Source organism: Streptococcus sp. ALY_211 (assembly GCF_058314555.1).
Genome location: NZ_JBZFUN010000006.1, coordinates 50,595 through 74,015, shown reverse-complemented (window position 1 = coordinate 74,015; position 23,421 = coordinate 50,595). Strand labels below are relative to the sequence as shown.

Sequence of the window (23,421 nt, the reverse complement as noted above, 5' to 3'; positions counted from 1 at the left end):
CCTCCCAGTAGCAGATACACCATGAAGAAAAGGAAAGTAGATAGAGATGAATCCATTTAATTCAGAAATAGATTTTGCCCTGCGTCAGTTTATTGCCAATCCAGAAAATTTTTTGGATGGTCTACGATTGGTTAATAGTTTTCATACCATTCCAGTATTGGCTAGCCGTGAGCCCTATGCTGTAGCCCTAGATGGTCAAAAAGTCATTCCAGTTTTCACCAGCAAGTCAGATCTAGCTAACTTTATCAAGCAGCACGCTAGTGCCAAAGATCAAGATTGGGTTGAGCGCTTGAGCATTGATCTGCTAGAGGAAGCTGTTGAGCACCGCTTGCACGGCCTGATATTTAACATCAAAAAATCTGGTGACTTTGCCAATTCAACCATTTTTAAGAGCAGTGATATGGTTCAGCTGATCAATATCTATACCAAGATTCTGACTCAAGTACATAACGATGATAACCTTGCGCAAAAGCCTGAGCAGCGCCGTCACTATGTACCAGTTTTAGTGATTGACGATGATAAGGGCAACCACCAGCGCAGCTACCCTACCCTCAATTACGAGGAGGATAGCTATATTCCTGTCTTCACTTCGATTTCAGAGTTCTCGCACTGGTACAACGATGGTGAGATGGGCTATCAGTTCCGCTTGGCTAAGGGTATGGTAATGGCTTGGACCATGGATGAGATGGCCCACCCAGCCCAAGGTGAGAGTGGTGTCGGTGATACCAAGGGAATTGTTGTTGACCCCGGTAGCTCAGCAGAAACCTTGGTTCCTTGGCAAGATTAAATGCCTAACCAAGAGAGGCTGGGCAAGAATGAGGACATAGAAAGGAGCTATCTATGGGATGGTGGAGAGATTCGATTAATATTGTGAAAGAAAACGATCCTGCTGCCAGAACTTCCTTAGAGGTTCTTTTAACTTACCCAGGGATTAAGGCCCTAGCCGCCCATCGGCTCTCGCATTTTCTCTGGCGTCATGGTTTTCGCCTCCTGGCTCGTATGCACAGCCAGTTTTGGCGCTTTTGGACTCAGATAGAGATCCACCCTGGTGCCCAAATTGCTAGCGGTGTCTTTATCGATCATGGCTCAGGTCTAGTCATCGGTGAGACAGCTATAGTAGAGCGAGGTGCCATGCTCTATCACGGTGTCACCCTAGGTGGTACTGGTAAGGACGTTGGTAAGCGTCACCCCACAGTTCGAGAAGGGGCGCTGATTTCTGCTCATTCCCAACTCATCGGTCCTATTGAGATCGGTCGTAATGCCAAGGTTGGTGCTGCTGCAGTTGTTTTATCAGATGTCCCCGATGATGTGACCGTTGTTGGTGTCCCAGCCAAGGTTGTTCGGGTGCACGGTCAAAAGGATGAAAAAGCCATCAGAGACCTTCAAGAAGCACGTGAGGCCAGCTATCACTCGTCTCATCTCTGATATAAGAAAGGAAGATAGCGATGATGAATTTCCTAAAAACCAAAGGCATTAACCTACTAGCTAGCCTCTTGTTGCTAGGCTATGCAGGAAAGTTCTTTTGGGACGGTCATCTTGTCAGATCTCTTGTTTGGCTTTTGGTAGCCTTTGCCTTGCTAGTACCACTCGTTAAGAAAAGAAAGAAATAGGAGAAACTGTGATTAAGATTTACGATACCCTAACCCGCAGCTTGCGTGACTTTACCCCCATCACTCCTGATAGGGTTAATATGTACGTTTGCGGACCAACGGTCTATAACTATATTCATATCGGCAATGCACGTTCAAGTGTTGCTTTTGATACGATTCGCCGCTATTTTGAGTACCGTGGTTATACGGTTAATTACGTTTCCAACTTTACAGATGTTGATGACAAGATCATCAAGGCAGCTGCCCAAGCAGGTATGGAACCTAAAGCTCTGGCAGATAAATTTATTGCCGCCTTTATGGAAGATACTGAGCAATTGGGGATCAAGCCAGCCACTAAAAATCCCCGAGTTATGGACTTTATGGAGCAGATTATCGCCTTCATTCAAGTCTTGCTAGATAAGGATTTTGCCTATGTATCAGCTGGTGATGTCTATTTCCGTGTCAAAAAATCAAACAACTATGCCAGTCTAGCTAATAAGACATTAGAGGATCTTGAGATTGGAGCCAGCGGTCGACTGGATAGTGAGGCAGCAGATAAGGAAGACCCACTTGATTTTGCCCTATGGAAGGCCGCTAAACCAGGAGAGATTTCTTGGCATAGCCCATGGGGTTCTGGCCGTCCAGGCTGGCATATTGAGTGTTCTGTCATGGCAACTGAACTCCTAGGTGATACCATTGATATCCACGGCGGGGGAGCAGACCTCGAATTCCCACACCATACCAATGAAATCGCTCAATCTGAAGCTAAAACGGGTCATACCTTTGCCAACTACTGGATGCACAATGGCTTTGTCAATGTAGACAATGAAAAAATGTCTAAGTCTCTGGGAAACTTCGTCACAGTTCATGATCTACTAAAGACAGTTGATGGTCAGGTACTGCGCTTTTTCTTGGCAACCCAGCATTACCGTAAGCCCATTAACTTTACAGACAAAGCCCTGCATGATGCCGAGGTCAATGTCAAATACCTAAAAAATACTTTCAATCTTCCCCTGACTAAAGATGTGGATCTAAAGACTCTGGAGCACTTTCAAAAGGATTTCCAAGCAGCCATGGACGATGATTTCAACAGCGCTAATGGAATTACAGTCGTCTTCGACATGGCCAAGTGGATTAATTCAGGAAATTACAGTCAATCTGTTAAGGATGCCTTTGCCCAGATGTTAGCTGTCTTTGGCCTGATCTTCCAAGAAGAAAGCCTGGATCAAGAGATTGAGGCTTTGATTGAGCAGCGTCAGCAAGCGCGTGCCAACAAAGACTTTGCTACAGCCGATCGGATCCGTGATGATTTAGCTGCTAAGGGTATCAAATTGTTGGATACCAAAGATGGTGTGAGGTGGACACGTGACTGAGATAAATGTGAGATTGATCAATGGCATTGCTCTGGCCTTTGAAGGGGATGCTGTCTACTCGCTCTATATCAGGCGTCACTTGATCTTCCAAGGACAGACCAAGCCCAATCAGCTCCATCGTATGGCGACTCGTTATGTATCAGCTAAGGCTCAAGCCAGTTTGATCGAAAAAATGCTAGACAACCATCTTCTAACCGAAGAAGAAGAAGCCATCTATAAACGAGGCCGTAACGCCAATACTCATACCAAAGCTAAAAATACAGACATCATCACCTATAAGATGTCGACAGGCTTTGAAGCTGTCCTAGGTTATCTGCACATGACCAAGCAAATGTCACGCCTAGAATGCCTGATTAACTGGTGTATTGAAACAGTTGACAAAGAACCATTATAAAAAGGAGTGGGGTCTGGATTTTTGTTCCAGACCCCACTCCTTTTTATCAGTAGCGCTATAGCTTTTCATTGACATAGCGGACAAAATGATTCCACCAAACCTTTAGAAAGAAGCTCTTTTTCACAGATTTTTGAGCAACCAGTGTCATGCTTGGAGCCTCTTCGATATAGCCTGATCCGATAGGATCAGGGTCGATATAGGTCAAGCTTCCAACTCTTGTTCCCTTTTTGACCTGAGCGGTCACAGACTTAGTGTTGATAGAAGCCTTGGGTTTGCCAGTTGATCCTAATTGTGTAATGACCTTAAAGTCCTTCTTAGCAACAGCCGGGACAAAGGCTGACTTACCATCGATGACCGGAGCTGCGCTATTATCATAAGCTGTCCCAGCTACCGTTAGGGTAGTTACCTGAAAATTATAGGTGACATAGTCTAGCAGGGTGTTTGTAGCGATAAACCGCGCATAGGGATTGTTATTGTCGTTATCAGCTTTCAAGACAACAGTGATGACACGCATGTCATTTTCTGTGGATGTCGCAACAAAGGATTCACCAGCCTTCTCAGAGGTTCCAGTACTCAGTCCATCGACACCGTCCCTAGCATTAGGACGACCATCTAACATATCGTTATAGGTTGTTAGTGTCTCACCGTCAAAATCAATACTCGTTTTTTTAGTGATAGAGAGCACTTCGGGATGTTCCTTGATCAAGTGATAGGCAATCTTGGCTACCGACTTGGCACTCATAGTATTTTCATCATCTTTCTGTGTACCAGGTAAGCGATAGGAATCAAGATAACTATTGTTAAGTCCAGACGCATTGACCAGTTTAGCATCTGTAATTTCCCAATCACGTAGCTGCTTTTCCATCATCTTGACAAAGCTAGCCTCATCACCAGCTATGTACTCAGCCAAGGCGATACTGGCATTGTTAGCCCCGTAAACAAGAGAAGCATCTAGGAGGTCTTTGACGGTGTACTCACGCTTATCCATAGGGACATTGTTGATCTCAGTGTTGAGCGTCAGATCATAAGCGTAGTCAGAAATAGTCACCTTAGTATCCCAAGACAAATTCCCCTTGTCAATTTCCTCGTAGACCATGTAGGCTGTCAAAAGTCTTGTGATAGAAGCGATCGCTTCAGGGGAGTCGGCTTTCTTTTCAAAAAGAATTTTCCCTGTTGAAGCCTCAACAGCAATAGCATTATTGGCAGGGACATCAAACTTTGTCTTATCAGCCTTGACAATTGGACTTGTCCCAAATAGAGTGAGCAGGATAACTAGCCCTGAAATGATTCTGGTTAAAGATTTATATCGTGTCATCATAATCCCTTTCATTATACCATAAACTATTTAGGAGCATGGTAGTCACTTTGGAAAAGGCTAGAAACTGTTATAACAGCTATTCTAAGATTATCTAAAAAGGAGTGGAAAGCCCCCAAGGGCTGAACCTTTAGGGACTTTCTCACTCCATCCAGTTGGCTAGGTCTTGCCCAGCTTTTTAGTCATCAGTTTCAAAAAAGGCTTCATATAAGGCTTTTATGGCAGATTTAGCCTGCTGAGTTTTGATGACGAACATGACAGAGACCTCACTGGAACCTTGTGAGATCATTTCCAGATTGATGTGATTATCAGAGAGAGCCTTGGTAGCTGTAGCAGTGACACCGATATGGTTTTTCATCTTTTCTCCGACAATCATGATAATAGAGAGATCACGCTCAATCTCGACTTCATCAGCTCCCAGATGGCGTGTCAGCTGACTGATAATTTCCTGTTCCTTGATCGGTGTTAATTCACGCTCACGCAAGATAATAGACATGTCATCGATACCTGTAGGGATATGCTCCCAGCGAATATTGAGCTCTTCTAAGACTTGCAGCACCTTCCGACCGAAACCGACCTCACGGTTCATCAGATATTTAGAAACATTGATACTGACAAAGTGGTCATCACCAGCGATACCGACGAGCGGGAGGTCGTGATTGCTATGCTCAAGAACGATACGTGTACCTGGATGCTCTGGATTATTGGTGTTTTTGATGACGAGAGGAATGCGACCTCGATAAGCAGGAATCAAGGCTTCATCGTGAAGAACAGAGAAGCCTGCGTAGGCTAATTCACGCATTTCACGATAAGTGAGCTCCTTGATAGAATGGGGCTGGTGAACCACACCTGGATGGGCTGCAAAAATACCATCGACATCAGTAAAGTTTTCATAGAGATCAGCTTTGACCCCAGCAGCAACAATAGAACCAGAAATATCAGACCCACCACGAGAAAAGGTACAAATTTGACCGTCAGTAGTGACGCCAAAGAATCCAGGGATAACATAAATATCCTCACCCTCGCGCAATTCTTCTAACCTATCATAACTTCCTGGTAAGATACGTGCATTACCAGGCTCACTAGAGACCATGATACCAGCCTTACCGGGATGGAGGTAACGAGCAGGCAACCCATTGTGACGGAAATAAGCTGCAATCAACTTAGCATTGTTGTCCTCACCAGCAGCTAGAAAAGTATCATAAAGGAAGTCATTGCCTTCAATCGGTAGGGTAGCTAGACCTGTGATAGCTGCCGCAATTTGATCGATAATATCCTGACTAAGACCAAGTTCATCAACTATAGCCTTATATCGATCGATAATCCAGCGCTGATCCTCACTGACATCTGCCCCATCAGTATAGGAACGGTAGTAGCGAATCAAGGCATCTGTAACCTTAATATCGTCAGCATAACGTTTACCCGGAGCAGACACCACAACAAAGCGCCGCTCAGGATCGTTTTTGACAATATCAAGAACTTTTTTTAACTGTCCTGAAGAAGCTAGAGAACTGCCGCCAAATTTAATGACTTTCATAGAAAATTCCGTCCTATTTCTCTTTTATTTTTGGAAATTATAGCAAAATTCTGACACTTTATCAATTTGATTTTTCCCCAAAAGGAAATCAGCAATTATGGTAAAATACAGTAGAAAAGAGGGGGATAATGATAAAAGCGATTATTTTTGACATGGATGGTGTCCTATTTGACACAGAGCTTTTCTATTACAAGAGACGAGAAACCTTCCTATCAGGAAAGGGGATATCCATTTCCCACATCGCCCCTAGCTTCTTTATTGGTGGCAATATGAAGCAGGTCTGGCCTAAAATCCTGGGATCGGATTACCAGAGCTGGGATCTTGATCAGCTCCAAAAAGATTATCTAGCTTATAAAGAAAGTCATCCTTTACCTTATAAGGAGTTGATTTTTCCGGATACCAAGGAAGTTATAGAAGATCTAGCTAGTCAAGGGATTGTTTTAGGGCTAGCCTCTAGCTCGACCAAATCAGATATTTTGAGAGCCCTAGAGCAGACCCAGTTGATTTCTCATTTCCAAGTCATTCTATCTGGAGAGGAATTTCCTGAAAGTAAGCCCCATCCTGCTATTTATGAGGAAGCCTCTCGCCAGCTGGGCTTCTCCAAGGATCAATTACTTATTATTGAGGATAGTGAGAAGGGGATCGCAGCAGGCCTAGCAGCTAATATAGAAGTCTGGGCGATAAAGGATAGTCGCTTTGGGATGGATCAATCAGCAGCGAGTCGCTTGCTCAAGGATCTGACCGCTGTCAGACAAGTTCTTGATGGTATGTTATGACTTATAGTAGGACAAATCATAGCCATTTTAGGTTATGACAGGATAGTTTATCTGATAAAACATAGTAAACCCTTGTCAAATAAACAGTTTTCGATATAATAAACACAGTAAACAAGCCTTGTTTTGTTTGAAAATGATGAAAAAAATCGGAGGTTCCTCATGGATTTCTCAACCATTCTATACAGCGTCGAAGACGGTGTAGCAACAATCACCCTTAACCGACCAGAAGTATCAAATGGTTTTAATATTCCCATTTGTGAAGAGATTATTGAAGCCATCAGCTTGGCAGAAAAAGACGATTCAGTCCGTATTCTCTTGATCAATGCCAATGGTAAGGTCTTCTCAGTCGGAGGAGACTTGGATCAAATGCAAAAAGCAGTTGATGCTGATGATGTCCAATCGCTCGTCCGCATTGCTGAATTGGTTAATACCATTTCATTTATGATCAAGCGTTTACCAAAGCCAGTCATTATGAGTGTAGATGGTCCAGTGGCTGGTGCGGCTTTCAATATGGTATTGGCAGCTGACTTCACGATTGCGACAGAAAAAGCCAAGTTCATCCAAGCTTTTGTCGGTGTTGGTCTAGCACCTGATGCTGGTGGGCTTTTCCTACTGACGCGCTCAATTGGTATTAATCGTGCTACTCAAATTACCATGACAGGTGAAGCAGTTAGTGCTGAAAAAGGCTTAGAGTGGGGATTTGTCTACCGATTGGCTGATCCAGATAAGCTAGAGCGTGATACCGATCGTTTGATCAAGCGCTTGAAGCGCAGCTCTCCTAATTCATTTAAAGCGATTAAGGAAATGGTTTGGCAATCTGACTTTGCTGGTTGGGAAGAGTATGCTGATCTTGAGCTAGCTCTCCAAAAATCCCTTGCCTTTACCGAGGACTTCAAGGAAGGTGTTAACGCCTTTACTGAAAAACGCCGTCCAAAATTCACAGGAAAATAATGTGTAAGATAGAAGCAAGATGAGCACTGCTTCAATTTAGTTAAGTATAAAAAGATCAAGAGTCTGGAATCTTATCCCAAGCTCTTGATCTTTTTTTGCTTCAAGTAGATGAATAGCTGTTTTACATAGAAAAGTTGTCAAGAAAGCGTTTTACCGCTCTTGCAATTCATTTTTTGATCTGATATACTTTGATCATCAAACTATTTGAGAAACGAGGTATCCGGTGGACTATAAGCTAGTTAATGAATATTTAACAAAGGTTTTTAACAATGTATTAGTCATTGAAGAGATGAGTTTGCGAAATAGTCGTTTCAGTGATGTCTCTATGAAGGAAATGCATACGGTTGATATTATCGGTCAGATTCCAGAGGCAACGCCGAGTGATATTGCACGTGAGCTCATGGTGACCCTGGGTACTGTAACCACTAGTCTCAATAAGTTGGAGAGAAAAGGATATGTGGAGCGGCACCGTTCCTCGATCGATCGTCGTGTAGTTCACTTGAACTTAACGAAAAAAGGGCGGCTGCTCTATCGATTGCACAGACGCTTTCATAAAAACATGGTTACTCAGATTGTCAAAGGAATGGATGCCAAGGAGGTTGAGAGCCTTGAGGGTGCCTTGTTTAATCTTTATCAATTCTTAGAGGATTTAAAATAATGACATTTGCGAAAATTACTCAGACAGCCTATGCTGTACCTGATCAGATCATCACCAATGATGATTTATCGAAAATTATGGATACGAGTGATGAATGGATTTCAACCCGTACAGGTATCCGTGAGCGACGCATCAGTAAAAACCAAGAGACCAGCGACCTAGCGACCCTTGTTGCCAAAGATCTGCTTGTAAAATCAAATACAGATGCTAGTGAAATTGATTTTATTATCGTCGGGACGATTTCGCCAGATTCCTTTATGCCTTCGACAGCTGCGCGTGTTCAGGCTAATATTGGAGCTAGTAATGCTTTTGCCTATGACCTAGTAGCTGCCTGCAGCGGTTTTGTCTTTTCCTTATCGACAGCTGAGAAGCTGATCAAGTCAGGTGTTTATAAAAAAGGTCTGGTGATTGGCGCTGAAGTTTTGTCCAAGACACTGGATTGGACAGACCGGCGTACAGCCGTTCTCTTTGGAGATGGTGCAGGAGGTGTCCTCCTAGAAGCTACTCAAGAAGAGCATTTTCTGGCAGAGTCACTCCATACAGACGGTAGTAGGGGCGATAGCTTACGCTCAGGAAGAACAGGCCTGGGCTCACCCTACTCCGATCAAGGAGAAGATGAGCCTTATATGGCTATGGATGGACGAGCTATCTTTGATTTTGCCGTCCGTGATGTTTCTAAGAGTATCAAAGCCCTTTTAGAGACATCGTCTATTCCAGAACAATCGATTGACTATGCCTTACTACATCAGGCCAATGTTCGCATCTTAGATAAGATGGCTCAAAAGATTGGTTTAGAGCGTGAAAAGTTCCTTGAGAATATGATGCGCTATGGTAACACAAGTGCCGCTAGTATCCCGATTTTATTAGCGGAATCTGTAGAAAATGGACTCATTAAATTAGATGGCTCGCAGACAGTTCTCCTATCAGGTTTTGGTGGGGGATTGACATGGGGCAGTCTAATTGTTAAAATCTAGGTAGATAACTGTGAACAGCAGTATATTATATATTTCATATTTTTTAAAAGGAGAAAGTTAAAATGGCAGTATTTGAAAAAGTACAAGAAATTATCGTTGAAGAATTGGGTAAAGAAGCAGAAGAAGTACAAATGGAAACAACATTTGACGAACTTGACGCAGACTCACTTGATGTCTTCCAAGTTATCTCAGAAATCGAAGATGCCTTTGACATCCAAATCGAAACTGAAGATGGTTTGAACACTGTTGGTGACTTGGTTGCCTACGTAGAAGGAAAAACTAAATAATGTCATTTAAAAGCTAGGCTAATAGCCTAGCCTATAAATCTTGTAGATTTAGTTACGAAGGTGCAGCGTTGCAATGGTAGTACTTCTGTACGTACTTAACAAATAATAATCAAGGCTGCAAGGTGGACGAGGAGACTCTTCCGCCTTCTTCTTTAGACTGATACTTTGATTTTCAAAGTATGATGATCCAAGTTCATGGAACACTATAGATGAGAAGGTAAGAAATTTATGAAATCCCGCATTACAGAATTATTGAATATTAAATATCCTATTTTCCAAGGTGGAATGGCCTGGGTTGCCGATGGTGACTTAGCTGGCTCAGTTTCAAATGCAGGAGGATTGGGAATTATTGGTGGGGGTAATGCTCCTAAAGAGGTGGTCAAAGCCAACATCGATCGTGTGAAATCAATCACTGACAAACCTTTTGGGGTCAATATCATGCTTTTATCTCCTTTTGCTGATGATATTGTAGACCTCGTTATCGAAGAGGGAGTCAAAGTAGTAACAACTGGTGCTGGGAATCCTGGGAAGTATATGGATCGTTTCCATGAAGCCGGCATCATTGTTATTCCAGTAGTACCAAGTGTCGCTCTAGCTAAACGTATGGAAAAATTAGGGGCGGATGCTGTGATTGCTGAAGGTATGGAAGCCGGTGGCCATATCGGTAAGCTGACAACCATGACCTTGGTCCGTCAAGTAGTTAATGCTGTTGATATCCCAGTTATCGGCGCCGGCGGTGTAGCAGATGGACATGGAGCAGCCGCTGTCTTCATGCTCGGTGCTGAAGCCATTCAAGTAGGAACACGTTTTGTCGTTTCAAAAGAATCAAACGCCCACCAAAATTTCAAAGATAAGTTACTCAAAGCCAAAGATATCGATACAGTTGTTTCTGCTAACGTCGTAGGTCACCCGGTTAGAGCAATCAAAAATAAATTATCATCATCTTATGCTCAAGCAGAGAGAGATTTCTTAGCAGGTAAGATTACTGCTCAAGAGATTGAAGAGCTTGGAGCTGGTGCCCTTCGTAATGCGGTTGTTGATGGTGATGTCCAAAATGGTTCTGTCATGGCCGGCCAAATTGCTGGCCTTGTTTCCAAGGAAGAAACTGTTGAGGAAATTTTAAAGGATCTCTACTACGGTGCAGCAAAAGTGATCAAAGAAGAAGCTGCACGCTGGGCAGATGTAACAACAGACTAAACCTTTGCCAAAAGAAAACCAATCCCCCCTATTTTTCTAAATGAACTTGGAGGAAAATTCTGTGACAAAAACAGCCTTTCTATTTGCCGGACAAGGTGCCCAAAATCTGGGTATGGCCAGGGACTTATACGAGACCTATTCCCTTGTCAAGGAGACCTTTGATACTGCAAGTGATATTTTGGGATATGATGTCCGTGAGCTCATTGATAACGATGAGGAAAAGCTCAATCAAACACGCTATACACAGCCAGCTATTTTGACAACCTCCATTGCTATTTATCGTCTCTTAAAGGACCAAGGAATAGTTCCTGACGTGGTGGCTGGTCTGTCATTGGGAGAATATTCCGCTTTAGTGGCAGCAGGCAGCTTGACTTTTGAGGAGGCGCTTCGCTTGGTAGCTAAGCGTGGAGAGTTTATGGAAACAGCAGCACCAGCTGGTACAGGGAAGATGGTTGCGGTCATGAATACTCCAGTAGAAGTCATTGAGGAAGCTTGTCGTCAAGCTTCTGACAAGGGTTACGTTAAGCCAGCTAATTACAATACGCCTGCGCAAATTGTGATCGGTGGTCATGCAGCAGCTGTGGATCAAGCTGTTGAAAATTTGAAAGAGGCTGGTGCTAAGCGTTTGATTCCCTTAAAAGTATCAGGACCATTCCACACAGCACTCTTGGAGCCAGCCAGCCAGCAATTAGCCAAGGAACTGGAAACAGTGACTTTTGCTGACTTTAAGATCCCTCTGGTGGGTAATACTGAGGCCAAGGTTATGGCGAAAGAAAATATCAAGACTCTCCTGGCTCGTCAGGTTATGGAGCCTGTTCGCTTCTATGAATCCATTGAGACCATGAAAGATCTTGGCGTTACGAACTATATTGAAATCGGTCCGGGTAAAATCTTGAGCGGCTTTATGAAAAAAATTGATAAAACAGCTCCTCTAGCCCATGTAGAAGATGTATCCAGCTTTCAAGAATTATTAGAGAAAATAGGAGAGTTCTAATGGAAGTAACTAACAAGAATGTATTTATTACAGGTTCAACGAGAGGAATTGGTTTAGCTGTTGCCCACAAATTTGCCAGTCAAGGAGCGAATGTCGTTCTAAATGGGCGCTCTACTATCTCCAGTGAGATCTTAGATCAATTCACCTCTTATGGGGTTAAGGTTATTGCTATTTCAGGAGACGTCTCGGATCATGGCGATGCCAAGCGGATGATTGATCAAGCTACAGAGCAGCTAGGTTCCGTCGATATTCTGATCAATAACGCTGGTATCACTAATGATAAGCTCATGCTCAAAATGACAGAAGAAGATTTTGAGCATGTACTCAAAATTAACTTGACGGGTGCCTTCAATATGACCCAGTCTGTGCTTAAACAAATGACAAAAGCACGTCAAGGTGCTATCATCAATATGTCCTCAGTCGTCGGACTGATGGGAAATGTGGGTCAAGCGAATTATGCTGCATCAAAAGCTGGCCTAATTGGCTTTACGAAATCAGTAGCTCGTGAGGTTGCTGCAAGAGGCGTTCGTGTCAATGCTATTGCACCTGGCTTCATTGAATCTGATATGACAGATGCTATTCCAGAAAAGATGAAGGAAGCTATGATTGCCCAAGTTCCCATGAAGCGTATCGGGCAGGGAGAAGAAGTGGCTGATGTTGCCTTATTCCTAGCTAGCCAAGAATACTTGACTGGACAAGTCGTTGCCATTGATGGTGGGATGAGCATGTAAGGCTTGCTCCCCGCATAATATATAAGCTAAAAGAAATAAGAGGATAGATTTATGACTTTTAATCGTGTTGTTGTTACAGGATATGGTGTCACATCACCGATTGGCCATACGCCAGAGGATTTCTGGAAGAGTTTGGAAACAGGAGAAATTGGGATCAAGCCGATCACTAAATTTGATACGTCAGAAATCCCAGTTTATAACGCTGGTGAAATTCAAGATTTCCCATTCGATAAATATTTTGTCAAAAAAGACAAAAACCGCATGGATACTTATTCGCTTTATGCTATCTATGCAACAATGGAGGCTCTTGAAAATTCTAAACTTGATATGGATCAGGTTGATCGTGACCGCACAGGTGTTATCGTATCATCTGGTATCGGTGGTCTGCAAGAATTGGAAGACCAAATCATCCGCATGCACGAACGTGGCATGAAACGTATCCAACCGATGTTTATTCCTAAAGCATTATCAAACATGGCTGCAGGTAACATTTCGCTCAAATTAGGTGCTCAGGGTGTTAGTAAGTCAGTGACAACAGCCTGTGCTTCAGCCAATGATGCCATCGGTGAGGCTTTCCGTGAAATCAAATATGGTTTGCACGATGTGATGTTTGCCGGTGGTGCTGAAGCTTCTATTACTAAGATTGGTATTGGTGGTTTCAATGCCTTGACTGCCCTTTCTACGACAGAAGATCCAACTCGTTCAGCTATTCCATTTGACAAAGATCGTAATGGTTTCGTTATGGGTGAGGGAGCTGCTGTTTTGGTACTTGAAAGTTTGGAGCATGCTCAAAAACGTGGCGCAACCATTTTAGCAGAAATCGTTGGTTATGGTGCTAATAATGATGCCTACCACATGACAACACCAACGCCGGATGGAACAGGTGCTGCCAAAGCTATGCGTTTGTCACTGAAAGAGGCTGGTATTACACCAGATCAAGTTGGTTATGTCAATGCACACGGTACGTCAACACAAGCCAATGAAAAGGGTGAAAGTGCTGCCATTGTAGCAGTCCTTGGTAAAAACGTCCCTGTATCATCTACTAAATCCTTCACAGGTCACCTTCTTGGTGCTGCTGGTGGCGTTGAAGCGATCGCAACAATCGAAGCTATCCGCCACGGATTCTTACCGATGACAGCTGGAACTAAAGAATTGTCAGAAGATATTGAAGCAGATGTTATCTATGGACAAGGTCGTAAGGCAGATATTGAGTATGCCATCTCAAATACCTTTGGCTTTGGTGGTCACAATGCTGTTCTCACCTTCAAGCGCTGGGAGGACTAATTCAAAATGATTATTTCAGAAATCAAAGACTTAATGAGTCAATTTGATCAATCTAGCTTACGTGAGTTTGCTTATCAAAACAATGGGGAATCTCTTGTTTTAAGCAAAAATACAGCAACAGTCCCAGTGGCACAGATGCCATCGCAAGCCCCTGCCCTAGATTCTTCAGTAACGGCGTCAGCTGGACAAAAAGAGCTATCTGCTACAGCTACTGAGGTAGCCACGCCTGCTGCCAAAGAAGCTGAGGCTGCACCTGCAGAAGGAGAAGTTGTAGAGAGTCCACTTGTTGGTGTTGCTTATTTAGCCCCGGCCCCTGATAAACCAAACTTTGTCTCTGTTGGGGACTCAGTCAAAAAAGGCCAAACCTTAATGATTATTGAAGCTATGAAGGTTATGAATGAAGTGCCTGCACCAAAAGATGGTGTTATCACAGAAGTACTTGTAGCCAATGAAGAAGTTGTTGAATTCGGAAAAGGACTGGTACGTATCAAATGATCGATATTACAAAGATTCGTGAAGCTCTTCCACATCGCTACCCAATGCTTTTGGTAGATCGGGTGCTTGAAATGTCTGATGATGAGATCGTAGCAATCAAGAACGTGACAATCAATGAACCGTTTTTCAATGGTCACTTCCCAGAGTATCCAGTGATGCCAGGTGTGTTAATCATGGAAGCTCTAGCACAAACCGCTGGTGTTCTAGAATTGTCCAAAGAAGAAAATAAAGGCAAATTAGTTTTCTACGCTGGTATGGACAAGGTTAAGTTCAAAAAACAGGTAGTACCAGGAGATCAACTAGTTATGACTGCTAAGTTTATCAAGCGCCGTGGTACGATTGCTGTAGTCGAGGCTAAGGCAGAAGTAGATGGAAAGCTGGCTGCCAGTGGTACCTTGACCTTTGCTATTGGAAGCTGATTGTCATATAGAATTTCGCAGTAATGAGAAATACATTAAAGAAGCGAGAGGTTCTCCCCTTGCTTCTTTAGTCGGTCATAGGCCACTAATAAGTTTGTTTGCCAGTTTGTTGCAAGAGCCATGAGCTAAGGCAGAGACTAGGCCTTACCTACAAAAATTTATGATTGCAGGAGAAAGGCAGAAAAATGTTTAAGAAAATTTTGATTGCCAATCGTGGTGAAATTGCTGTCCGGATCATCCGCGCAGCGCGTGAGTTGGGCGTTGAAACTGTAGCTATCTACTCGCAAGCAGATAAGGATGCCCTTCATGTCTTGCTGGCAGATGAGGCTATATGTGTTGGACCAGCACGTTCGACAGATTCTTACCTAGATATGAATGCTGTCCTATCAGCTGCTATAGTCACTGGTGCTCAGGCTATCCACCCAGGCTTTGGATTCCTCAGCGAGAACTCAAAATTCGCAACCCTATGTGAAGAGATGAATATCAAGTTTATCGGACCATCAGGAAATGTCATGGATAAGATGGGCGATAAGATCAACGCCCGTGCTGAAATGATCAAAGCCAACGTCCCTGTCATCCCTGGATCAGATGGTGAGGTTGTCAGTGCTGAAGCAGCTTTGGAAATTGCTGATAACATTGGCTACCCTGTTATGCTTAAAGCCTCTGCTGGTGGTGGCGGTAAGGGAATCCGTAAGGTAACAGGACCAGAGGAATTGGTTCCAGCCTTTGAGTCAGCTTCTCAAGAAGCTCTCGCCGCTTTTGGCAACGGTGCCATGTATATTGAAAAAGTCGTCTATCCAGCCCGCCATATCGAGGTTCAGATTATGGCAGATAGCCACGGCAATGTCATTCACCTAGGTGAGCGTGACTGCTCCTTACAGCGCAATAATCAAAAGGTTCTAGAGGAAAGCCCGTCTATTGCCATCGGTGCAACCCTTCGTCAAGAAATGGGAGATGCTGCTGTACGTGCTGCTAAAGCCGTTGGTTATGAAAATGCAGGGACTATCGAATTCCTTTTAGATGAGGCAACAGGACAATTCTTCTTCATGGAGATGAATACTCGTATTCAAGTTGAGCATCCAGTCACAGAGTTTGTCACAGGTGTTGATCTCGTGAAAGAGCAGATTCGTGTAGCTTATGGTCAGGAGTTGGCCTATAAGCAAGACGATATCCAGATTAAAGGACATGCTATCGAGTGTCGGATTAACGCTGAAAATCCTAAGTTCAATTTTGCCCCAAGTCCCGGTAAGATCACAGATCTCTATCTACCAGCAGGTGGCGTAGGGATGCGTGTAGATTCTGCTGTTTATAATGGTTATACTATTCCGCCTTACTATGATAGTATGATAGCTAAAATTATCGTCCATGGAGATAACCGCTTCGATGCGCTTATGAAGATGCAACGAGCCCTCTATGAATTAGAAATCGAAGGCGTTTTGACCAATGCGGATTTCCAATTGGATCTGATTTCAGATGAAAATGTTATCGCTGGTGATTATGATACCTCTTTCTTGATGGAGACGTTCTTGCCCGCTTATAACAAGGAAGACTAGGAGGTAATATGGCACTGTTTGGAAAAAAGGATAAATACATTCGTATTAATCCCAATCGCTCCTTGCGTAAGACCCAGGAGGTTCAGCCAGAAGTTCCAGATGAGCTGTTCTCAAAATGTCCAAGTTGTAAACACACTGTCTATCAAAAAGATATGGGAAATGAGAAAATTTGTCCTAATTGTGGTTATAATTTTCGCATCAGTGCTGTTGAACGTCTGGCCTTGACAGTTGATGAGGACAGTTTTCAAGAGATGTTTACAGGAATTGAGACCAAAGATCCTTTGAAATTTCCCGGCTATCAGGATAAATTGAATCAGGCTAAAGAAAAAACAGGTCTAGATGAAGCTGTCTTGACTGGGAAGGCCAAGATTGGTGGTCATCCCGTTGCTCTTGGGATTATGGATTCAAACTTTATCATGGCCAGTATGGGTTCTGTGGTTGGTGAGAAGATCACCCGTCTCTTTGAGTATGCGACTGAGCATCGCTTGCCTATCGTCCTCTTTACAGCATCCGGTGGTGCTCGTATGCAAGAAGGAATCATCAGCTTGATGCAAATGGCCAAGATCTCAGCAGCTGTTAAGCGCCATTCAAACACAGGGCTGTTTTACTTAACGATTTTAACGGACCCAACTACTGGTGGTGTCACGGCTAGTTTTGCTATGGAAGGGGATATTATTATCGCTGAGCCCCAAACGCTTATCGGTTTTGCTGGTCGCCGTGTCATTGAAACAACTGTTCGTGAGCAGTTACCTGATGATTTTCAAAGAGCTGAATTTTTGCTTGAGCATGGTTTTGTAGATGCTATTGTCAAACGGACTGAGATGAAAGAGACAATTGCTGATCTGATCGCATTTCATGGAGGTGTCAAATGAGTGATGTTGCCCGTATATTGAAAGAAGCCCGTGACCAAGGACGACTGACAGCTCTTGACTATGCAGCTCAAGTTTTTGATGACTTTATGGAGCTTCATGGTGATCGCCACTTTGCAGATGATGGTGCTGTTATTGGTGGCCTCGCTCGTCTAGACGGCCGACCTGTAACAGTGATTGGTATTCAAAAAGGTAAGAACTTACAAGATAATCTTAATCGTAATTTTGGTCAACCCAATCCAGACGGTTACCGTAAGGCACTTCGGTTGATGAAGCAAGCTGAAAAATTCGGTCGCCCAGTGATTACTTTCATCAATACAGCTGGTGCTTATCCAGGAGTAGGTGCTGAAGAACGTGGTCAAGGAGAAGCGATTGCTCGCAATCTTATGGAGATGAGTGATCTCAAAGTTCCCATTATTGCTATCATTATTGGTGAAGGTGGCTCTGGTGGTGCCCTTGCCTTGGCCGTAGCTGATAAAGTGTGGATGTTGGAGCACACTATTTATGCTATCCTCAGCCCTGAAGGCTTTGCTTCTATCCTTTGGAAAGACGGTTCCCGTGCGACAGAGGCAGCAGAGCTGATGAAGTTGACTGCCGGTGAATTGTATAATATGGGAATTGTCGATAAGGTTATCCCTGAGCATGGCTATTTCTCAAGTGAAATTATTGAGATGATTAAAACTAACCTCATTAAGGAAATCAATCAATTAAGCCAACTACCAGTTGAAGAGATGCTAGATCAACGCTATCAACGTTTTAGAAAATATTAATAAAAGTAGCCCCGTTAGGGGCTTTTTAGCTATAATAAAAAGAGGATAGTAAACATGTACCAAGAAATAAATGATTATTTGAATTACCAGGGCTTTAAATATATCAAGCCTGAAAAAGCAGGCCCCCTAGCTAGTGAGATGATCAAGCTCAAACAGCTGGGACAAAATGCCCGATCAGAATTTACAGGTATTGCTAAATATCTAGCAGATAAAGTAACCCCTTTTGAAATGACCCGAGTCAGTAACTGGGCTAATCAAGCTCAAGTCGCACGGCCGCGTTTTTGGTGCTATTTCAAGCAGCCTCAGGACAATCCATATGATGTTGGCTTGGCTATCCGCCTCTATGGTCACAAGGATAACTTTGGCATCTCGGTAGAGGTCAGCTTTGTTGAACGCAAAAAATCAGAAGATACCTTATCCAAACAAAATAAGGTCTTGACAGTACCAATCACTGAACCGCTTTACTATTTTGCTCAAGAAAATGGTCATAGCTATCTAGTCGATGGAACAGAAGAAAATAGGATAATGCTAAAGAAACAAGTAACCTCTGGACAGGTTCGTAAAGTTTTAGTTAAATATGATATTCCAATAACAGTTGATCTAAGGAGTGAGCAATTGACAGAACTGCTAGCTAAAGGATTTGAGAAATTATTACCTTATTATAATGTCACAAAATAGGCTTTCTGAATACCTTTAAACTCTGTAGAAAGTATCAATTGGACTGCTTATCTATTGTTTTTGTAAATCAAAAGAGATGTCGTTACCAACCTTTGAAAACGCTTGCGTTTTTAGAGGTTCTATGGCAACATAGTACATATAGATGGTAATATTTAAAGTTTTAGTCTTATTATCTTTGATGCTTGTAGTTTCTATTAGTGTAGTCAATGCAGGAACTGATCCTTATTGGGAGAGGCAAAAGCAGTTGAATCATTGGGCAGCTAAAGTACCAGGAACTTTTGAAACTAAAGTTCGTAAAGCTATCTTAAGGAGACATCCAAAGTTAAGCTCCAAAAAAGTATAGGGTACGTTGGCACCAAAAAATAAATCCCGGCGGTAGGTATGGGATGAGTCAGAATGGATCTGCCGTAGGTTTTTATTGCGAAAATTAGGAGGTGAAAATAAGATGTCTACCATAGTTGATATTTTACTTGCTTTCACAGATTTTATTGCTACTGTTCTTGGTATAAACCACCAAGATGGTAAGTGATGGCAGATAAGATCTTAAACTGATGATGCTCATCACAAATGATTATACTCTTGCTTCATGATCTAATTGATTGATATGGACTAATTATAGCTATGATCAAAAGTTAGAAAAGTTGGAGGCTTTGAAAAATTTTAAAAGAAAAAACGAGTCTGGGACAAAAGTCCCAGACTCTTACGTTTAATGCTATGATAGCGAAGAGAAATCAGTAACTTCAACATACTGATTTCTGGCTCACTCTTATTACAATTTATGGCTTGATAACCTCAACACCACCCATGTATGGACGAAGGACTTCTGGAATAGTGACAGAACCATCTTCATTTTGATAGTTTTCCAGAATGGCTGCGACGGTACGTCCAACAGCTAGTCCTGAACCATTGAGCGTGTGGAGCAATTTGACTTTGCCATCGGCTTCATCACGGTAGCGGATCTGTGCACGACGAGCTTGAAAATCTTCTGTATTTGAGCACGAAGAAATTTCACGGTAAGTATTTTGCGCTGGAATCCAGACTTCAAGGTCATAGGTCTTGGCAGCTGAGAATCCCATATCGCCTGTGCAAAGAGTGATGACACGGTAGGGTAACTCTAATTTTTGAAGGATATTTTCAGCATTAGCTACCATTTTTTCTAATTCATCATAAGAATTCTCTGGTTTAGAAAACTTCACCATTTCAACCTTGTGGAATTGGTGAAGACGGATCAAGCCACGTGTATCTCGTCCGGCAGAGCCAGCTTCTGAACGGAATGATGGACTCATAGCAGTAAATTTGATCGGCAAATCTTTACCATCAACAATCTCATCTCGGTAGAAGTTGGTCAAAGGAACCTCAGCTGTTGGAATAAGAACATAGTCGGAATCAGCTAACTCAAAAGTATCTTCTTTAAATTTTGGATACTGACCAGTACCAAACATAGAGTCGTGATTGACCATATAAGGAGGAATCATTTCGGTATAGCCCTCTTTAGAGTGCTCATCCAACATAAAGTTGTAGATAGCCCGCTCCAGACGTGCCCCTAATCCTTTGTAAAAGAGGAAGCGTGATCCAGTGACCTTGGCCCCACGTTCCCAATCAAGGATATTGAGATCTTCTCCCAGATCCCAGTGAGCCTTGATTTCAAAATCAAAATCACGTGGATTGCCCCAGCGACGCACTTCGACATTATCATCTTCGTCAGCACCGACAGTGACATCATCAGCAGGAATATTGGGAAGTGTTGTGATGAACTCAGTGACCTTGTCATCAATTTCTGAGAGTTCCTGATCAATAGCCTTGATATCGGAAGCCACCTTTTGCATAGTTGCAATTTGATCCGTAGCATCTTCCTTATTGCGCTTAGCCTGTGCAATAGCAGCAGAAGCAACATTTCGCTCAGCTTTTAGTTCTTCAGACTTGACGATGAGATCACGGCGTTTGATATCAAGTGCATGAAGATCTGATAAAGTTTCCTGAGCAACCCCACGACTGGCTAGCTTTTCAGCCACAGTGTCAAAGTCAGTACGAATGCGTTTTAAATCTAACATAAGTCCTTCTTTCTAAATAAAAAGCACAGCTAGTATAGCGTTGGAGTGCCCCTGGGGCACGGTTCCATCCAACTTCACTAGCTGTGCACTTAATTGCTATTTAATTGAATTAATAACGGTAGAATTTCGACCAAGCCACTTTATCTGCTCGCAACCCCCGCAGACTTTCTGAAAAAGCAGACTGACCTACTTATCCGTCACCAGTTATTATAGCGAAATTAGGCTAAAAAGTAAACCAAGACCAAGTATTGCGATGAAAAAAGAAGAATGATTGGATAAAAGAATCTAAAAACTAGTAAGTTTTAGTGCCACTAGTTTTAAATCAACGACGAGAAAGTAAATTTTTTAGATATTTAGTTAGCTTTTGAAGTAGGGTTGGTAACCTGACAATTTTATCATCACCTAGTTTTTCACGAGCAATCTTTAAAATCTTGCCAGAGTCCTTGGATGCAAAAAGAAAGGTACCTTCTTCTGTAAACACCTGAAAGTGACGACTGATTTTACGTCCATGGACATTAGCGCCAATTTTGCTAATCGTTGACCAAGGGATTTTAATATAGTCCTCAGGATTATTGTCTCTATAGAACTCTAAAGCTTTATCACCAATCAAAAAATCCCCTACTTTATTGTCCATGCCACGATAAAAGACACCTGAGGTAGAAAAATCAACACTAGTATTGAATGAAAGAGCCATAAAATATTTCCTATTAGTTTTTTTATATCATATTATAATAAAAAGAGGACCTACGCCCTCTTTGATAGATACTTACATCAATTTAACAAGGTGAGCAAGAACACCGATGATAAAGAGACCAATAATCATAAAGATAGGGGAAACTTTCTTCTTGAGTAACCACATGCACAGCAGAGTAAGGAGAAGTCCAGCAAAGCCAGGAATCAATGCGTCTAATTGTCCTTGTAATGATTGTGGTTCCTTTTGAGTCAAGCTCAAACCATCTTTCACATGAGCCAGAATTTCCTGTAGCTGTCCACTATTGATAGTTTCCTTAGATTCTGGGAATTTGATGTAAGCCCCATCTTGGAGAAGTTTATCAGGGAGTGGGAGGGTGAATTTTACAGTTACCCAACGTTCAACCAAAGCCGCTAAGATAAACATTCCAAGAATAGAAGCACCCTTGGTAATTTTTTGAAGAAGTCCACCGGACAAATCCTTAGTAATTTCAGAACCTGCTCTATAACCGAATTCTTGAGTATACCACAAGAAGGCCATACGAATGATGTTCCAACCAAGGAAGAAAATGATCGGACCGAGAATATTGCCGGCTGATGCTAGTGAAGCTCCAAGAGCACCTAGAATAGGGCGGACAGTAAACCAGAAAACAGGGTCACCGATACCAGCCAAAGGCCCCATCATACCGATTTTAACACCTTGAATAGCAGCATCATCGATTTCAGAACCATTAGCTTTTTCTTCTTCAAGAGCTAGAGATACCCCTAGAATAGGAGAAGCTACATAAGGGTGAGTATTGAAGAATTCCAAATGACGCTCAAGAGCGGCAGCTTGGTCTTCTTTAGTAGTGTAAAGCTTTTTAATAGCAGGGATAAGTGCGTAAGCCCATCCCAAGTTTTGCATACGTTCGTAGTTCCATGATCCTTGAAGGAAAGTCGAGCGCCACCAAACTTTACGACGATCAGATTTTGATAATTGAATTCTTTCTGACATTGTATTGCTCCTTTCTAGTAATCTTCCAAGATATCGCCGATTGGGTCTCCAGAACCACCAGAAGAACCAGCTGATCCGCCACCTTTACCAGCCATATCTGAAAGGTTGAGATAGATAAGAGCAAAAGCGACCCCAATTGTACCGAGAGCTATCAATGTAAAATCAGTAACTGCTGCAAAGACAAAGCCAAGAGCAAAGAATGGCCAAGTTTCACGAGTTGCCATCATATTAATAACCATGGCATAACCTACAGCGACAACCATACCACCGCCGATAGTCATACCATCGGAAAGCCAATCGGGAATAGAATTCAACATAGCCTGAACATCCTCGGTACGAAGTGCTAGAAGAAGGCCAACAGGCACAGCAATACGAAGACCTTGCAGAAGAAGAGCTGTAAAGTGAGCACGTTCTACCCCAGCAATATTACCATTTTTAGCGGCAGCATCAGCACCATGAACAATACCAACAGAGATTGTACGTACTAGCATTGTTAGAGCGAGACCTGCAACAGCCAATGGAATAGCAACACCGTAGGCAATAGTAATACCTTTTTGAGTGAAGTCGTTACCTTTGACCATAATGACAGATGCTGCAGTAGATGCAAGAGCGATATCGGGCGCAACAGCAGCTCCGATATTTGCCCAACCAAGAGCAAGCATTTGTAGTTGTCCACCAAGCATTATACCAGCAACAGGATGACCAGTTGCAAGACCGATCAAAGTACATGACACCAAGGGTTGGTGGAATTGGAATTGGTCCAAGATACCATCAAGCCCTGCAAAGAAGGCGATGATAAGGACCAAAATAATTGAGATAATTGACATTATTTTAGTTCCTTT

Annotated in this window: 26 protein-coding genes; 20 read left to right on the top strand and 6 right to left on the bottom strand. The window is 42.8% G+C overall.

Features of this window, described 5'->3' with window-relative positions; translation table 11 throughout:
* Positions 1-46: 46 nt before the first annotated feature.
* Genes AC4HAJ_RS06570 through AC4HAJ_RS06550 form a run of 5 tightly spaced genes read left to right on the top strand, consistent with a single transcriptional unit; the run spans position 47 to position 3,356 of the window.
* Entirely contained in the window at positions 47-787 is a 741-nt protein-coding gene (locus AC4HAJ_RS06570) for an SseB family protein (protein ID WP_491079365.1), read from the top strand.
* A gap of 53 nt (positions 788-840) precedes the next feature.
* On the top strand, positions 841-1,425 hold the full coding sequence (gene cysE, locus AC4HAJ_RS06565; RefSeq protein ID WP_491079364.1) for a serine O-acetyltransferase: 585 nt from the start codon (positions 841-843) through the stop codon (positions 1,423-1,425).
* Between the two features lie 20 nt (positions 1,426-1,445).
* Positions 1,446-1,610 carry a hypothetical protein gene (locus tag AC4HAJ_RS06560; protein WP_491079363.1) on the top strand — a complete coding sequence of 55 codons (165 nt, stop codon included), beginning with the start codon at positions 1,446-1,448 and terminating at the stop codon, positions 1,608-1,610.
* An 8-nt stretch (positions 1,611-1,618) separates the two neighbouring features.
* Entirely contained in the window at positions 1,619-2,962 is a 1,344-nt protein-coding gene (gene cysS, locus AC4HAJ_RS06555) for a cysteine--tRNA ligase (protein ID WP_491079362.1), read from the top strand.
* The gene (locus tag AC4HAJ_RS06550) at positions 2,955-3,356 is read left to right on the top strand and encodes a Mini-ribonuclease 3 (protein WP_491079361.1); all 402 of its coding nucleotides are present in this window, start codon (positions 2,955-2,957) and stop codon (positions 3,354-3,356) included. Before cysS ends, AC4HAJ_RS06550 begins: the two co-directional genes overlap by 8 nt.
* 55 nt (positions 3,357-3,411) lie before the next feature.
* On the opposite strand, the gene pbp3 is transcribed toward AC4HAJ_RS06550, so the two are convergent.
* Both pbp3 and AC4HAJ_RS06540 read right to left on the bottom strand, forming a co-directional pair.
* Positions 3,412-4,671, bottom strand: coding sequence for a D-alanyl-D-alanine carboxypeptidase PBP3 (gene pbp3 / locus AC4HAJ_RS06545; RefSeq protein ID WP_491079377.1), 1,260 nt, complete (start codon positions 4,669-4,671; stop codon positions 3,412-3,414).
* A gap of 178 nt (positions 4,672-4,849) precedes the next feature.
* Positions 4,850-6,208 (bottom strand): aspartate kinase, encoded by a 1,359-nt coding sequence (locus AC4HAJ_RS06540; RefSeq protein WP_491079360.1) that lies wholly within the window; start codon positions 6,206-6,208, stop codon positions 4,850-4,852.
* 128 nt (positions 6,209-6,336) lie between these two features.
* Between AC4HAJ_RS06540 and AC4HAJ_RS06535 the strand changes: the two genes are divergently transcribed.
* The 15 genes from AC4HAJ_RS06535 (at position 6,337) to AC4HAJ_RS06465 (ending at position 18,844) form a co-directional block, all read left to right on the top strand.
* Positions 6,337-6,984 carry an HAD family hydrolase gene (locus tag AC4HAJ_RS06535; protein WP_491079359.1) on the top strand — a complete coding sequence of 216 codons (648 nt, stop codon included), beginning with the start codon at positions 6,337-6,339 and terminating at the stop codon, positions 6,982-6,984.
* Positions 6,985-7,143: 159 nt separating this feature from the next.
* Positions 7,144-7,935, top strand: a complete 792-nt coding sequence (locus tag AC4HAJ_RS06530) for an enoyl-CoA hydratase (protein ID WP_491079358.1) — start codon at positions 7,144-7,146, stop codon at positions 7,933-7,935.
* Positions 7,936-8,158: 223 nt separating this feature from the next.
* Positions 8,159-8,593: a fatty acid biosynthesis transcriptional regulator FabT gene (gene fabT, locus AC4HAJ_RS06525; protein ID WP_491079357.1), complete on the top strand. Its 435-nt coding sequence runs from the start codon at positions 8,159-8,161 to the stop codon at positions 8,591-8,593.
* Positions 8,593-9,567: a beta-ketoacyl-ACP synthase III gene (locus tag AC4HAJ_RS06520; protein ID WP_491079356.1), complete on the top strand. Its 975-nt coding sequence runs from the start codon at positions 8,593-8,595 to the stop codon at positions 9,565-9,567. The genes fabT and AC4HAJ_RS06520 overlap by 1 nt, the downstream gene beginning before the upstream one ends.
* Before the next feature lie 62 nt (positions 9,568-9,629).
* Complete coding sequence (locus tag AC4HAJ_RS06515) at positions 9,630-9,854, top strand: acyl carrier protein (RefSeq protein WP_491079355.1); 225 nt, start codon at positions 9,630-9,632, stop codon at positions 9,852-9,854.
* Positions 9,855-10,082: 228 nt separating this feature from the next.
* Positions 10,083-11,051: an enoyl-[acyl-carrier-protein] reductase FabK gene (gene fabK / locus AC4HAJ_RS06510; protein WP_491079354.1), complete on the top strand. Its 969-nt coding sequence runs from the start codon at positions 10,083-10,085 to the stop codon at positions 11,049-11,051.
* 61 nt (positions 11,052-11,112) lie between these two features.
* A complete protein-coding gene (gene fabD / locus AC4HAJ_RS06505; RefSeq protein WP_491079353.1) occupies positions 11,113-12,045 on the top strand; it encodes an ACP S-malonyltransferase in 933 nt (310 codons plus the stop codon).
* Positions 12,045-12,776, top strand: a complete 732-nt coding sequence (gene fabG, locus AC4HAJ_RS06500; RefSeq protein ID WP_491079352.1) for a 3-oxoacyl-[acyl-carrier-protein] reductase — start codon at positions 12,045-12,047, stop codon at positions 12,774-12,776. The genes fabD and fabG overlap by 1 nt, the downstream gene beginning before the upstream one ends.
* Positions 12,777-12,827: 51 nt before the next feature.
* Positions 12,828-14,060, top strand: coding sequence for a beta-ketoacyl-ACP synthase II (fabF, locus tag AC4HAJ_RS06495; RefSeq protein ID WP_491079351.1), 1,233 nt, complete (start codon positions 12,828-12,830; stop codon positions 14,058-14,060).
* A gap of 6 nt (positions 14,061-14,066) precedes the next feature.
* Complete coding sequence (accB, locus tag AC4HAJ_RS06490) at positions 14,067-14,555, top strand: acetyl-CoA carboxylase biotin carboxyl carrier protein (protein ID WP_491079350.1); 489 nt, start codon at positions 14,067-14,069, stop codon at positions 14,553-14,555.
* Positions 14,552-14,974, top strand: coding sequence for a 3-hydroxyacyl-ACP dehydratase FabZ (gene fabZ, locus AC4HAJ_RS06485; protein ID WP_491079349.1), 423 nt, complete (start codon positions 14,552-14,554; stop codon positions 14,972-14,974). Before accB ends, fabZ begins: the two co-directional genes overlap by 4 nt.
* Positions 14,975-15,159: 185 nt before the next feature.
* Entirely contained in the window at positions 15,160-16,527 is a 1,368-nt protein-coding gene (locus AC4HAJ_RS06480; RefSeq protein WP_491079348.1) for an acetyl-CoA carboxylase biotin carboxylase subunit, read from the top strand.
* Positions 16,528-16,535: 8 nt separating this feature from the next.
* Positions 16,536-17,399 (top strand): acetyl-CoA carboxylase, carboxyltransferase subunit beta, encoded by an 864-nt coding sequence (accD, locus tag AC4HAJ_RS06475; protein ID WP_491079347.1) that lies wholly within the window; start codon positions 16,536-16,538, stop codon positions 17,397-17,399.
* Positions 17,396-18,166 (top strand): acetyl-CoA carboxylase carboxyl transferase subunit alpha, encoded by a 771-nt coding sequence (locus AC4HAJ_RS06470; RefSeq protein ID WP_491079346.1) that lies wholly within the window; start codon positions 17,396-17,398, stop codon positions 18,164-18,166. The genes accD and AC4HAJ_RS06470 overlap by 4 nt, the downstream gene beginning before the upstream one ends.
* 54 nt (positions 18,167-18,220) lie before the next feature.
* The gene (locus tag AC4HAJ_RS06465) at positions 18,221-18,844 is read left to right on the top strand and encodes an HI_0552 family protein (RefSeq protein ID WP_491079345.1); all 624 of its coding nucleotides are present in this window, start codon (positions 18,221-18,223) and stop codon (positions 18,842-18,844) included.
* A gap of 776 nt (positions 18,845-19,620) precedes the next feature.
* Here AC4HAJ_RS06465 and serS read toward each other — a convergent pair.
* From serS to AC4HAJ_RS06445, 4 genes are all read right to left on the bottom strand, one after another.
* Positions 19,621-20,895: a serine--tRNA ligase gene (serS, locus tag AC4HAJ_RS06460; RefSeq protein ID WP_491079344.1), complete on the bottom strand. Its 1,275-nt coding sequence runs from the start codon at positions 20,893-20,895 to the stop codon at positions 19,621-19,623.
* A gap of 322 nt (positions 20,896-21,217) precedes the next feature.
* Entirely contained in the window at positions 21,218-21,589 is a 372-nt protein-coding gene (locus AC4HAJ_RS06455) for a DUF956 family protein (RefSeq protein WP_491079343.1), read from the bottom strand.
* A 72-nt stretch (positions 21,590-21,661) separates the two neighbouring features.
* Positions 21,662-22,579: a PTS system mannose/fructose/sorbose family transporter subunit IID gene (locus tag AC4HAJ_RS06450; RefSeq protein WP_491079342.1), complete on the bottom strand. Its 918-nt coding sequence runs from the start codon at positions 22,577-22,579 to the stop codon at positions 21,662-21,664.
* 14 nt (positions 22,580-22,593) lie between these two features.
* A complete protein-coding gene (locus tag AC4HAJ_RS06445; RefSeq protein ID WP_491079341.1) occupies positions 22,594-23,406 on the bottom strand; it encodes a PTS mannose/fructose/sorbose transporter subunit IIC in 813 nt (270 codons plus the stop codon).
* Positions 23,407-23,421 lie beyond the last annotated feature (15 nt).